Raw genomic sequence first — 13,019 nt, forward strand, 5'->3', positions numbered from 1 at the left:
AAGAAACGCCGAGGAAACGCAAATGAACTGGCTGAAACTGCCGGCGCTGGCCTGCGCGCTGGTCTTCGCGATGCCGCAAGCCCATGCAGCGGAATATCCGGTGCGGCCGATCAAGCTGATCGTGCCCTATGCCGCGGGCGGGCCGACCGATGTGCTGGGACGCATGGTCGGCGAATATCTGGCCCGCGATTTGAAGCAGGCGGTCGTGGTCGAGAACAAGGCCGGCGCGCAGGGCGCGATCGGCGCGGAGGCGGCGGCGCGTTCCGAGCCCGATGGCTACACGCTGTTCTTCACGGCGGCCTCGATCTTCGTGCTCAACCCGCTGCTCTACAAGAAACTTCCCTACGACCCGCAGAAAGATCTCCGCCTGCTCGCGCTGGTCACGGACCTGCCCGTGGTGATGGAGGTGCATCCTTCCGTGCCTGCCAAGACGGTTGCCGAGTTCATAGCCTACGCCAAGCAGAATCCGGGAAAGCTGAATTTCGGATCGGCGGGTACCGGCGGCACCATTCATCTGGCCGGAGAGATGTTCAAGCAGATGACCGGCGTCGACATGGTCCATGTCGCCTACAAGGGCGCGGGGCCGGCGCTGACCGACCTGCTATCGGGCAACATCCAGTTGATGTTCGACACGCTCGGCACTGCGCTGCCGCCGGTCAAGGGCGGCTTGCTGCGGCCGTTGGCGGTCTCCTCGGCGCAGCGGATTCCTGAACTGCCCGACGTTCCCACCATGGCCGAAAGCGGCTATCCGGAGTATGGCGTCAGCGTCTGGTATGGTGTGGCGGCGCCGGCCAAATTGCCTGACGATATCGCGCAGAAGCTCACTGCCGGCCTCAACAAGGCGCTCGGTGACGATGCGTTCCGCGCCTCGCTCGACAAGGTCGGCTTCCCGCCGCTGCGGCCGCAGAGCCAGGCCGAGATCGATAAATTCGTCGCGACCGATCGCGCGCGGTGGGCGGGCGTGATAAAAGCGCTCAACATTTCACTGGATTAAATCGAGAATGGTTCGAGAAAGCGAAGTACGCGAGGGCGAAGTCATTGTCGACATGCCGCCGGCCCGCGATGCCGGGCTGGTCTTCATCGGCCGCATCCGCACGCCCTGGAAGTCACGGCTGGAGACGCCGCGGCAGGGCCGTCATGACGGCCCGGTCTGCAGGCTCGAAATTTTCGAACCCTGGGTGCCCGCGATCAAGGGCGTCGACTTCTACGAAAACCTCGAAGTGATCTACTGGCTGCACCAGTCGCGCCGTGACATGGTGCTGCAAAGCCCGAAGAACAACCAGAAAACCCGCGGCACCTTCTCGCTGCGCTCGCCGGTGCGACCGAACCCGATCGGCACCTCGATCGTGAAATTCGTGAAGATCGAGGGCAATGCCATCCTGGTGCGCGGCCTCGATTGTCTCGACGAGACGCCGCTCCTCGACGTCAAGCCCGACCGCTGCGAGTTCACCCCGCTGGCGCCCCCGCAGCCGGGGGATTTCCAGACGGAGTAGGGATCACCCCAGCGCCGCGGCCAGCTTGGTCGCATTTTCCTCCAGCACCTTCACATCTTCCTTGCGGCTGGCGGGCGGCAATAGCGCGACGCCGTCATGGCGCGGCATTACGTGCATGTGCAGGTGAAACACCACTTGGCCACCGGCCGGTTCGTTGAATTGCTGCACGGTGATGCCGTCGGCGTTGAAGGCCTTCATCGCGGCGGCGGCGATCTTGTGGACGGCGCGGGCGACGTGGGCGTAGTCGTCGGGCGCGATGTCGAGAATATTGCGGGCGGGCGCCTTCGGGATAACAAGTGTATGGCCGGGCGAACGCGGCATGATGTCGAGAAACGCCAGCACATGCTCGTCCTCATAGACCTTGTGGCAGGAGAATTCGCCGCGCAGAATTTTTGCGAAGGGGTTGTTGGTGTCGTAGGCGGGCATGGCTTCTTCCCTCAGGGTTCGTCTCAATTTCACGTCGCTCGCCGGGCAGGTCAAGCTTCGTCGGCGGTCTTGCGGAACGGTCCGGCTTCCGTCAGTTCGCGGCCGACCTCGGCGACATAGGCGCGCTCGCGCTTGAGGTAATCGGCAATCGCTCGGCGTAGATCGGGATCGGCGATGAAATGCGCGGAGTAGGTGGTTTGTGGCAGATAGCCGCGCGCCAGCTTGTGCTCGCCCTGCGCGCCGGCCTCGACGATTTTCAGGCCGCGCTGGATCGCGAAATCGATCGCCTGGTAGTAGCAGACCTCGAAATGCAGGAAGGGGTGGTGCTCGACCGCGCCCCAGTTGCGGCCGAACAGCGTATCGGAGCCGATGAAATTGATGGCGCCGGCGATCCAGCGGCCGTTGCGCCTGGCCATCACCAGGAGGACGTCGCGGCTCATGCTCTCGCCGATCAGTGAGAAGAATTTTCGCGTCAAGTACGGCCGGCCCCATTTTCGCGAGCCGGTCTCCATGTAGAACGTGAAGAAGGCGTCCCAGGCTTCCTCGGTGATGTCGCTGCCGGTCAGATGGTGGATCGTGATCCCGGCCGAGATCGCCTCGCGCCGTTCGCGCTTGATCGCCTTGCGATGGCGCGAGTTCAGCGAGGTCAGGAAATCGTCGAACGTGGCGTAACCTTCATTGTGCCAGTGAAACTGCTGGTCGTTCCGCTGCAGGAAGCCGTGCGCCCCCAACAGCTTTGCTTCCGCCTCGCGGGCAAACGTCACGTGCACGGAGGAGGCGCCGGTGGCGTCGCACAGCGCCATCAGCCCGCGCGCAAGTGCCGAGCCGATCTGCTCGCGGTCGACGCCGTCGCGGATCAGCAGCCGCGGTCCGGTCGCCGGCGTGAACGGCACCGAAACCTGCAGCTTCGGATAATAGCGCCCGCCGGCGCGCTCATAGGCGTCCGCCCAGCCGCGGTCGAAGACATATTCGCCCTGCGAGTGCGATTTCAGATAGCAGGGCACGACGCCGACAATGTCGCCGCCAAGCCGCGCCAGAAGATGCCGGGCCGCCCAGCCGGTGCGCGGGCTGGCCGAGCCCGAGGCCTCGGCGGCTGCGAAAAACGCGTGCGAAACAAAGGGGTTATAGGCCGGCTTTGAAACCGCGCAGGAGTGGATCTCGCGCGGGGCCAGCGTATCGAGCTGTTCGAGCCCGTTTGGGTCGCCGGCCGGATTGGCGCAAGCGTCCCATTCCGCAGCCGGGATGTCGGTGGCGGAGGGGACGGCTTCGAGGGTGATTTCGGATGATGCCATCTAGAAATTCAAACCGGTCCCATCATGCGATCAGCCATCGCCATGGTGACCAACGCCCCTGCAAAGATCGTGCATCGGCGGCGCGAGTTCAAGGTGGGCGGCCGCGCATCAGGTTCCCGGCAGGAACCCTTCGAAAATCATCTGGTCGGCATAGCGCGCGGCGCGGGCGCGCTGTTCCGGCGTGCGCACGGTCCAGGTCAAGAGCGGCAGGCCGAAGATGTTGTGCGCGATCCAGGGCGCCGCGGCGGGCAATTCGTCCACCCAATAGGCGACGAAATGCGGCCGGCTTCTGAACGCATGGCGCAGATGCGTCATGCCGCGGCGCTGTTCGGCAGAGGCTTCCGGCCATTCTTCGGCGGTATATTCGCGCTCCGCCACGATGCCGCGGGCGCGGCCGGGGATCAATTCGCGTAGCGCCACCACCTGGTCCGGATCGAAGGACATGCCGACCGCTGGGCCGTCATAGGCGGCGAGCACCTCCGCCATCCGCTTCACCAGCCGGCGGTCGCCGTCAAAATGACTTTTGACCTCGATTACCAGCGGCACGCGGCCCGCGACGAGGGCGCAGAGGTCGCCGAGCGTCATCATCCGCTCCGGCGTGTTTTTGAACGTGACGGCCTTGAGCTCGGCGGCGGTCTTGCCGAGCAGCGCGCCGGAGCCCTCGGTGAGGCGGCCGAGCGCATTGTCATGATGCACCATCGCTTCGCCGTCGGACGACAGCTGGATGTCGCATTCAATGGCGAAATTGCCGTCGACGGCGGCCTGCGCGGCGGCGGGCATGTTCTCGACGATGCCGCGGGAAATGTCGTGCAGGCCACGATGGGCGACCGGCCGAGCCGTCAGCCAGTCCGGCGCGCGCATGGGAAGGCGCTCCGCTCAGGCCACTTCGAAGATCGCGTCCACCTCGACGGCGGCATCGGCGGGCAGCGAAGCGACGCCGACGGTGGTGCGGGCGTGCCGGCCCTTGTCGCCGAAGGCGGTGACCATCAGGTCGGAGGCGCCGTTGAGCACCTTCGGGCCGTCGAGGAAGTCGGGCGCGGAATTGATGAAGCCGCCAAGCCGGACCACGCGCACGACCTTGTCGAGGTCGCCGAGCGCGGCCTTGACCTGAGCCAGCAGGTTGACGCCGCAGCCCTGGGCCGCCGCATAACCCTGTTCGATGGTGACGCCGGCCCCTAGCTTGCCCTTGGCGATCAGCTGGCCTTCCGCATTGGCGCAGACCTGGCCGGAGACGAACAGCAGATTACCGGAGCGGACAAAGCCGACATAGTTCGCCATGGGGGTGCGCGGCTCGTTCAGCACGATGCCTTTTTCCGCCAGCTTCTGTTCGACCGTACCCGCCATGTTCTTGTCCCCACTTGAGATGTGACTGTTTCTGACCCGCGATCAGGCCGCACTGTTTCGCGCATCGCGCCGCTTGTTGCAAGCGAGGCAGAATTTACCGGCGCGCCACCATTGGCGAGCGCAAATCCCCGTAAAAGTGCCGGAAAGCAAGCCTTCCCGGCGTCAAATTCCCGCGTTTCCGGAGCGTGCCCTAGTTGCGACGCAATGGAGCCATCACTAATGTAGCGAATCTCCATCGAGGAAAATACAGGACATGGCTCGCTCGTTTCCGGTTCGTGCTTTGGTGCTCTCGGCTGCGGCTGTTGTGCTCTCACCCTTCGGAGGCGAACCGGCGCTGGCCGGCGCCGGCGGGCCGTTTCTCTCCCATCAGGCGCTCTACGAGCTGAAGCTGGTCAAGTCGCGCGGAACGAATGCGATCTCAGGCGCGCGCGGCCGCATCCTCTACAATTTCTCGGGCAGCGCCTGCGAAGGCTACACATCCGATTTCCGCCAGGTATCGGAACTCGACAGCGGCGAGGGCAAGCTGACGCTGAGCGATCTGCGTTCGCATTCCTGGGAGGACGGAGCCGGCAAGAGCTATCGCTTCAAGATCGACACGCGGATGAACGACGCCGAGTCCCCGCCGGTCGACGGCATCGCGGAGCGGGTCGGCGACCGTATCAAGGTCAAGCTGAAACAGCCGGTCAACAAGACGTTCGACCTCGACGGCAAGATCGTGTTTCCGACCGAGCAGATCCAGCACATCATCGCCGCTGCCCGCGAAGGCAAATCGGTGCTGGAGCTGATGGTCTATGACGGCTCCGATAATGGCGAGAAGGTCTACAACACGCTCTCGGTGATCGGGCAGCCGATCCCGGGCACCCGCAACATCACGACGCCCGATCCGTCGACCGACAACGACCAGATGAAGGCGCTGACCCGCTGGCCGGTGACCGTGAGCTATTACGACCGCGACGCCAAGGCGAAGGAAGGCGAGCAGACGCCGGTCTACGCGATGTCGTTCGAATTGTTCGAGAACGGCGTCTCCCGCGCGCTGGTGCTCGATTACAACGATTTCGTGATCGCCGGCGCGATGGGCCGCTTCGACGTCCGGGACGCCAAGCCGTGCAAATGACGGCTCCGTCGAACCGCGCGCCGGGAGACTGCGCGGGGGCGTCTCAAACGTTCAGTTGATTTCATCCGCGCGTAAAGTCGCCGGGCTTCAATCCGAGCGCTTTGACTGCTGGCTCCGGAAGCGGCCCCCAGGCTTCGACCCTTTCGTTCGGGGCCATCATTGCTGCGATAACTGCCTCGGCCTTTGCCGGGTCGCGTTCAGCCACATAGTAGACCGAGCGAACGGGCGCACCGCCTCCCAACGGTTCAGTTGTTACGAGGACAACGTGACCATTTGCCATGCCTTTTAATATATGACTGAATGGTGCCGTTTCCACGATGGTAAAGGCCGCCCGCGAGCGCGGTGCAGCAACGGACATGCGAGATGGGCGCGTCCATCTTGTATTGTTCCGGACCAGCACCAATTACGAATTGTGGGATGCAGAATCGCTCCGGGAGCGAGGACGTGGCCAGCAAAAAAATGGCGGACGGAGGACTTCCGGTCATCGCGCGCTTTGAGGTGCGCCACCGCAATTATATCGCGCCTGACGGCTCGATTAAGCGGCCGCTCCCCGCATTCGCCTCCGATGCCGGCCTCCTCACTGCGCTCTATCGAGCGATGATGCTGCTGCGCAACTTTGACCGAAAGGCTGTTGCATTGCAGCGCACCGGCCGGCTTGGGACCTATGCCGTTTCGCTCGGCCAGGAGGCGGTATCGGTTGGCGTAGCCAGTGCGATGCGCGAAGAGGACGTTCTGTTGCCCTCTTATCGTGACAATGGCGCGCTGATCTGGCGAGGGGTCAAGCTCGAGGAAATTCTGCTGTTCTGGGGTGGGGACGAGCGCGGCAATTGCTTCTCTGGACCTCTCGAGGATTTCCCGTTCTGCGTTCCAGTGGGATCGCAGGCGCCGCAAGCCGCGGGCGTTGCCTATGCCTTCAAGCTGCGCAAGCAGCCGCGTGTCGCCGTGTGCATGTTCGGCGATGGCGCCACCTCGAAGGGTGACGTCTACGAGGCGATGAATTTCGCCGGGGTGCACAAGCTGCCGGTCGTGTTCGTCGCCACCAACAATCAATGGGCTATTTCGGTCCCGTTGCGGCTACAGACCGGTTGCGAAACACTGGCGCAGAAAGCCATTGCGGCTGGCTTTATCGGCGAGGAGGTGGACGGCAGCGATGTTGTGGCGATACGCGCCGCGGCCGAAGCTGCCATCGCCGCCGCCCGTGACGGCCAGGGCCCGCGCTTCATCGAGGCGGTCACCTACCGGCTCGGCGATCACACGACCTCCGATGATGCGCTACGCTATCGTTCGGCTGACGAAGTCCAGGCTCGCTGGAAGGAAGAGCCGATTACGCGCCTGAGGAGCTATCTCGTCGGTCAAAAAATGTGGAGCAAGGCGCAGGAAGAACAGCTCGCCGCGGAGTGTCATGAGCGCGTCGAGGCGGCGGTCGAGCGCTACCTGGCAACCGAGCCACGCCGGCCCGAATCCATGTTCGATCATCTCTATGCCGATCTGCCTGAGGTCTACGCCGCGCAGCGCCGTGAACTTGCGGGAGATGGCGATGTCTGAGGTGACGTTGGTCGAAGCCGTCAATCTGGCGCTCGCCCGCGCGATGGAGGATGATCCTGATGTCGTCGTGCTCGGCGAAGATGTCGGCATCAATGGGGGAGTCTTCCGCGCGACCGTGGGGCTGCAAGCGCGTTTCGGCCCGGAGCGCGTCCTCGATACGCCGCTTGCCGAACTCCTGATCAGCGGGCTCTGCGTTGGCATGGCGGCGCAAGGGTTGAAGCCTGTTGGCGAGATCCAGTTCATGGGATTTCTGTATCCCTGCATCGATCAATTGGTGAACCACGCATCCCGAATCCGCAACCGCACCCAGGGGCGGCTCACCTGTCCAATGGTTCTGCGCACGCCGCATGGCGCCGGCATTCGCGCCCCCGAGCATCATTCCGAAAGCACCGAGGCGATGCTCGCCCATATTCCCGGCTTGCGCGTTGTCATTCCCTCGTCGCCGGAGCGTGCTTACGGACTGCTGCTCGCCGCGATCCGCGATCCCGATCCGGTAGTGTTTCTGGAGCCGACCCGCATCTACCGCGCGGCGAAAGGCGAAGTGGACGACAACGGCGAGGCCTTGCCGCTGGATGTCGCCTTTGTCCTGCGGGAAGGCCGTGACGTCACGCTGATAAGCTGGGGTGCGATGCTGAAGGAAACCATGGCGGGGGCCGACGCGCTGGTTGCTGACGGCATCGCCGCCGAGGTCATCGATCTCGCCACGCTCAAGCCCTACGATGAAGCCACGGTGCTCGGTTCGGTCGCAAAAACCGGACGTTGCGTCATTGTGCACGAGGCGACGCGCACCGGCGGATTCGGAGCCGAGATCGCCGCGCTGATCGCCGAGCGAGCCCTGACTTCGCTGCTCGCACCTGTGGCTCGCGTCACGGGCTACGACACGGTGATTCCGATGGCGCGGCTTGAGCAGCATATGATGCCATCGGTCGGTCGTATCGTCACGGCCGCGCGAAAGGCCTGCCAGTACAGTTGATTTCCAGCGGACTTGTCCCATGCGCCAGTTCGTATTGCCGGATCTGGGAGAGGGCCTCGAAGAGGCGGAGATCGTGAACTGGTATGTCAACGAAGGCGATCACGTCGTCACCGATCAGCCGTTGGTTTCCGTCGAGACTGACAAGGCCGTCGTCGAAGTGCCGTCGCCGTCGAGCGGACGTATCCAGCACCTGTTCGGCGCCAAGGGAGATGTCGTCAAGGTCGGCGCGCCACTCGTGGAGTTTGCTGAAGGTCCCGAGCAAGATACCGGTACAATCGTCGGCGAACTAGGCCCTGGCGAGTCACTGGTTGCAGCAGCAACACCTTCCAGGCGAACGGCCGAACAGAAGGGGCAGGTTTTTCCGGCGGTACGTGCGCTCGCACGCAAGCTCGATGTCGATCTCGATCTCGTCGAAGCCACCGGCCCCGACGGCACCATCACGCGTGGGGATGTAGAACGTGCTGCAAGGAGTTTGTCCCAAAGCGGGCCTGCCGAACCCTTGCGCGGTTTGCGGCGCGCGATGGCCCAGCGCATGACGGCGGCTCATGCCGAGATCGTCCCGGCCGGTGTCACCGATGAGGCCGATATCGACGATTGGCGAACCGGTGAGGATGTGACGATCCGACTGGTGCGCGCGATCGCTGCCGCCTGCAAGGCTGAGCCTGCGCTCAATGCCTGGTACAATTCCGGCGCGGGTGAACGGCGTCTGATCGATCGCATCGATCTCGGCATCGCCGTTGATACCGGGGGCGGCCTTATCGTTCCTGTGTTGCGCAATGTCGCAGAGCGGGATGTATCAGACCTGCGGACCGGGCTTGACCGGATGCGGGCTGACGCCGTCGCGCGCTCGATACCTCCGGGAGAGCTGCGCGGAGCGACGATTACACTGTCGAACTTTGGGATGATCGGAGGCCGTTTCGCAAGTCTGATCGTCGTACCGCCACAAGTGGCGATCATAGGCGCCGGTCGGATTACCCAAGGGGTGGTTGCGTACCGAGGCCAGCCGGCGGTGAGGCGCGTGCTGCCATTGTCGCTGACTTTCGACCATCGCGTCGTGACAGGCGGCGAAGCTGCTCGCTTCCTGGTAGCGCTCAAGGCGGACCTTGAGCAGTTTTCGTGAGACAGCCGCGCGGGCGGGGCTGTATGGGCATATTGAGATTCGACAAGGATACCTCCATATCATTTCGATAAGGGAGTCCTTGCTGTGCAGAACGTACAGGCGACTCTTGCTGCGGTCGCCGCCGCGGTAGCCCTGGCTGTTTCCTCCCTTGCCGCCGCGGCGGGGGAGAACGACGGCAAGCTCGCGCTGACTATTTCCGTGGACGGAGCGATCGGACCGGCGACGGCCCGTTACGTCAAAGACGCGCTGACCAAGGCAGCCGAGCGGCGTGCCGAGGTTGTCGTTCTGCGCATGAATACGCCGGGCGGCCTCGCAACCAGCATGCGCGAGATTATCGCAGACGTGCTGGCCTCGCGCGTGCCCGTCATCGGCTACGTTGCGCCGTCCGGGGCCCATGCGGCCAGCGCCGGAACCTACATCCTCTACGCCACGCATATCGCGGCGATGGCGCCGGGCACCAATCTCGGAGCGGCGACGCCGGTGCAGATTGGCGGACCGCTGCCGGGCCTGCCGGACGCTACCCCTGACAAGAGCGACAAGGAGAAGAAGGACGGCAAGGACGAGAAGCCGAAGACGAAGGACTCTATGATGGCGAAGGCGACCAACGATGCCGTCGCCTTGATCCGCAGTCTTGCCGAGTTACGCGGCCGCAATGCCGATTGGGCGGAGAAGGCGGTGCGGGAGGCCGCCAGTCTTTCCGCCAATGCCGCATTGCAGGAGAAAGTCATCGACCTCATCGCGCGCGATCAGGACGAACTGCTCAGGCAGATCGATGGTCGCGCGGTCGAGATCGCGGGCGAGACGCGGCATCTGGCGACGAGGGACGCCGCGCGTGAAGCGATGGATGCTGGATGGATCGTACGATTTCTCAGGGTGATCACCGATCCCAACATTGCTTTCATTCTGATGCTGGTCGGCATCTACGGCCTGATTTTCGAACTTTCTTCGCCTGGTGCGGTCGCGCCCGGAGTGATCGGCACGATCTGTCTGCTGCTAGGCCTTTATGCGCTCAATATGCTGCCTATCAACTATGCGGGCCTCGGCCTGATCCTGTTAGGGATCACGCTCCTGGTCATCGAAGCCTTCAACCCGACCGTGGTGCTCGGTCTTGGCGGGATCATCGCATTCGTGCTCGGAGCAGTGATGCTGTTCGAGATCGAAGCGCCCGGATACCACCTGTCATGGTGGACCATCGGCATCGCGGCGGCGATATTTATCGGCTTGATTTTGGTCGTACTCGGTTCGCTTTGGCGCGCTCGAAAAGGTCCCGTACGGCTCGGCGCGCAAGCCATGCGCGGGCTGTCAGCCGAAATCCTCGACTGGTCCGAGAGCGAAGGCCACGTCTTCACCCAGGGCGAGCGCTGGCAGGCCCGCGGCACCGAAACCTTCAAGCCCGGTGACGTGGTCGAGGTGGCCAACGTCGTCGATTTGACGCTCGTCGTACGCCGGCCGGTACTGACCGCCCGCAAAGGAGGTACGTGATGATGCTTGATTACTTGACTTATGGGGCGCTGGCGATCGCCGTGGTCCTGTTTCTGTCCTCCGCCATTCGCATCCTGCGGGAATACGAGCGAGGCGTCGTGTTCACGCTCGGTCGCTTCACCGGTGTGAAGGGTCCGGGATTCATCATCCTGATTCCGGTCGTGCAGCAGATGGTGAAGGTCGATCTCAGGGTGATGGTGCAGGTCGTGCCGCCCCAGGACGTGATTTCGCGCGACAACGTTTCAGTGAAGGTCAATGCCGTTCTTTACTTCCGCATCATCGATCCCGAGCGCGCCATCATCAAGGTCGGCGATTACATGTCCGCGACCAGCCAGCTGGCGCAGACCACACTGCGCTCGGTGCTGGGCAAGCACGAACTGGATGAGATGCTTGCCGAACGGGACCGGCTTAACGCCGACGTCCAGGAGATCCTCGATCAGCAGACCGATGTCTGGGGCATCAAGGTCACCACCGTCGAGATCAAGGATGTCGATCTCAATGAAACCATGGTGCGCGCGATTGCCAAGCAGGCCGAGGCGGAGCGGTTGCGGCGCGCCAAAGTGATCAATGCGATGGGCGAGCAGCAAGCCGCCGAGAAGCTCGTCGAGGCCGGCCTGACGCTGGCGCGGGAGCCGCAGGCGATGCAATTGCGCTATTTCGCGGCGCTGCACGACATTGCCGGCGAGCGATCCTCGACCGTGGTGTTTCCGCTGCCGATGGACTTGCTCGGCCATGTGACAGGGAGGCGGAGCGAAGCGACTTGACTGTGGTCGTTTGTCGAAAGCCATTTGCTGCTGCCGACCGAAGGGCCGGGAGCGCTGATCGATGCCGCCGAACATTCGGTTGGAAGGTTCGGCGGCATCTGACAACCAGGGAGAGCCACGATGGCAACTTATGTTGTACTTGGCAACTTCACCGACCAGGGAATCCGCAATGCCAAGGAATCGCCGAGGCGGGCCGAGGCTTTCAAGAAGACGGCCGAGACCTTCGGAGTGACCGTAAAAGAGCTGTTCTGGACCCAGGGTCGGTATGACGTTGTGACAATCCTCGAGGCGCCCGACGAATTTGCCGCCATGACGCTTAGTTTGAGTCTTGGCGCCTTGGGCAATGTTCGCACCGAGTCGTTGCGAGCCTTCTCGGCGGCGGACATGACGAAGGTTGTCGAGAAGATGCTCTGACGGCGGCGGACAGGCTGCCGTCAGCGGTCATTACCTCAGCGGCAAAAACAGCTCCGCGACCGCCTCATGTTCCGGCACGTCCGGGAAGAACGAAAGCCGCTGGCAATAGATCGGGAAGTCGCGTGTTTCCTCGCCGCTGGCCGGAAGCCAGTCGCGATAAAGGTAGAGTGCGGCGGGTTCCAGATTGTCGGTGTTGCCGACGACGCGCAGCACTGCGCAACGTCCGCCTGGGATCTCGCCGGCTCTGACCTGCTCGCCGTTCGTCTCGATCGGCTGGTCGGTCCCGACACAAAGGTCCACGCTATAATCGGCAGGCGACGCAGGACGCCGCTCGGAACGCCAGACATTGAAGGTCGGACTTGTCTTGGGGTGCAGGCCAGCGGCCTTGCGCCACGTGATAAACCGCTGGATGGTGGCGCCGAGCGTCGCCGGGTCGCCCCGATGCTCCATGATCGCCACCGGCGTGGCAGGCACATCACGAATCGTCACGTCGTCGGTAGTAAAAGTTCTCTGCATGAGCTTGCTCCTGGCGTTGTCGAGAGGCCCGAAGGCCGCAAGCCACGGCTCCCAGTCGGGAGACTTCCGGAACGACGAAGGGGATTGCCCGAACCGTTGCCGAAAGGCGCGGGCGAAGGCATCCGGTGCATCGTAACCGGCATCCATCGCTATATCAGTGACGCTTTGGGCATCCCCGTAGGCCAGCCGGTACGAAGCGCGCTTCATGCGGGCGAGCTGGATATAGCGATGCACGGACAGACCGAAGGTCGCCGTGAACTGCCGGTGGAAATGATATTTCGAGTAGGCTGCGACGCTGCTCAGCGCGTCCAGGTCCAGATCGTCGTCCAGATGCCGGTCTATGTGATCCAGCACCCGCTGCATCCGGGCATGGTAGTTTTGAAGCGCCGCCTTCATCGTTCTTTCCTTCGTGGCAGCACCAGTTAAGCGTACGTAGACATGACGTGCTCGACCGATCTTGCGGTTTGTCACGCTCGCAGTTCATCGCCAAGGACGGTTTACGGGCACGCCCAATTTATGGATGAGAGGCTCTGCCG

Annotated in this window: 14 protein-coding genes; 9 read left to right on the forward strand and 5 right to left on the reverse strand. The window is 63.3% G+C overall.

Annotated features, from left to right (window positions below; translation table 11 throughout):
- The first annotated feature begins 22 nt into the window (after positions 1 to 22).
- Positions 23 to 994 (forward strand): tripartite tricarboxylate transporter substrate binding protein, encoded by a 972-nt coding sequence (locus tag QA643_RS17660; RefSeq protein ID WP_283034358.1) that lies wholly within the window; start codon positions 23 to 25, stop codon positions 992 to 994.
- Positions 995 to 1,001: 7 nt separating this feature from the next.
- Positions 1,002 to 1,493: a tRNA (N6-threonylcarbamoyladenosine(37)-N6)-methyltransferase TrmO gene (gene tsaA / locus QA643_RS17665; protein ID WP_283034359.1), complete on the forward strand. Its 492-nt coding sequence runs from the start codon at positions 1,002 to 1,004 to the stop codon at positions 1,491 to 1,493.
- A 3-nt stretch (positions 1,494 to 1,496) separates the two neighbouring features.
- On the opposite strand, the gene QA643_RS17670 is transcribed toward tsaA, so the two are convergent.
- The 4 genes from QA643_RS17670 to QA643_RS17685 form a co-directional block, all read right to left on the reverse strand.
- Positions 1,497 to 1,919 (reverse strand): HIT family protein, encoded by a 423-nt coding sequence (locus tag QA643_RS17670; RefSeq protein ID WP_283034360.1) that lies wholly within the window; start codon positions 1,917 to 1,919, stop codon positions 1,497 to 1,499.
- Positions 1,920 to 1,969: 50 nt separating this feature from the next.
- Entirely contained in the window at positions 1,970 to 3,211 is a 1,242-nt protein-coding gene (locus tag QA643_RS17675; protein WP_283034361.1) for a GNAT family N-acetyltransferase, read from the reverse strand.
- Positions 3,212 to 3,319: 108 nt separating this feature from the next.
- Entirely contained in the window at positions 3,320 to 4,072 is a 753-nt protein-coding gene (locus QA643_RS17680; RefSeq protein WP_283034362.1) for a glycerophosphodiester phosphodiesterase family protein, read from the reverse strand.
- A gap of 15 nt (positions 4,073 to 4,087) precedes the next feature.
- The gene (locus QA643_RS17685) at positions 4,088 to 4,555 is read right to left on the reverse strand and encodes a RidA family protein (RefSeq protein ID WP_283034363.1); all 468 of its coding nucleotides are present in this window, start codon (positions 4,553 to 4,555) and stop codon (positions 4,088 to 4,090) included.
- Positions 4,556 to 4,808: 253 nt separating this feature from the next.
- On the opposite strand from QA643_RS17685, the gene QA643_RS17690 reads away from it, so the two are divergent.
- The 7 genes from QA643_RS17690 to QA643_RS17720 all read left to right on the forward strand — a co-directional run bounded on the left by QA643_RS17690 (position 4,809) and on the right by QA643_RS17720 (position 11,967).
- A complete protein-coding gene (locus QA643_RS17690) occupies positions 4,809 to 5,669 on the forward strand; it encodes a cell envelope integrity EipB family protein (protein WP_283034364.1) in 861 nt (286 codons plus the stop codon).
- A gap of 444 nt (positions 5,670 to 6,113) precedes the next feature.
- Entirely contained in the window at positions 6,114 to 7,214 is a 1,101-nt protein-coding gene (pdhA, locus tag QA643_RS17695) for a pyruvate dehydrogenase (acetyl-transferring) E1 component subunit alpha (RefSeq protein ID WP_283034365.1), read from the forward strand.
- Positions 7,207 to 8,187, forward strand: coding sequence for an alpha-ketoacid dehydrogenase subunit beta (locus tag QA643_RS17700; protein WP_283034366.1), 981 nt, complete (start codon positions 7,207 to 7,209; stop codon positions 8,185 to 8,187). The genes pdhA and QA643_RS17700 overlap by 8 nt, the downstream gene beginning before the upstream one ends.
- 19 nt (positions 8,188 to 8,206) lie before the next feature.
- Entirely contained in the window at positions 8,207 to 9,307 is a 1,101-nt protein-coding gene (locus QA643_RS17705) for a dihydrolipoamide acetyltransferase family protein (protein ID WP_283034367.1), read from the forward strand.
- 132 nt (positions 9,308 to 9,439) lie between these two features.
- On the forward strand, positions 9,440 to 10,789 hold the full coding sequence (locus tag QA643_RS17710; RefSeq protein WP_283034841.1) for a nodulation protein NfeD: 1,350 nt from the start codon (positions 9,440 to 9,442) through the stop codon (positions 10,787 to 10,789).
- Positions 10,789 to 11,553, forward strand: coding sequence for a slipin family protein (locus QA643_RS17715; protein ID WP_283034368.1), 765 nt, complete (start codon positions 10,789 to 10,791; stop codon positions 11,551 to 11,553). Before QA643_RS17710 ends, QA643_RS17715 begins: the two co-directional genes overlap by 1 nt.
- Before the next feature lie 120 nt (positions 11,554 to 11,673).
- Positions 11,674 to 11,967 (forward strand): GYD domain-containing protein, encoded by a 294-nt coding sequence (locus tag QA643_RS17720; RefSeq protein ID WP_283034369.1) that lies wholly within the window; start codon positions 11,674 to 11,676, stop codon positions 11,965 to 11,967.
- Positions 11,968 to 11,997: 30 nt separating this feature from the next.
- On the opposite strand, the gene QA643_RS17725 is transcribed toward QA643_RS17720, so the two are convergent.
- A complete protein-coding gene (locus QA643_RS17725; RefSeq protein WP_283034370.1) occupies positions 11,998 to 12,879 on the reverse strand; it encodes an AraC family transcriptional regulator in 882 nt (293 codons plus the stop codon).
- Positions 12,880 to 13,019 lie beyond the last annotated feature (140 nt).

Origin of the sequence: Bradyrhizobium sp. CB3481 (assembly GCF_029714305.1) — a bacterium.
Lineage (GTDB): Bacteria > Pseudomonadota > Alphaproteobacteria > Rhizobiales > Xanthobacteraceae > Bradyrhizobium.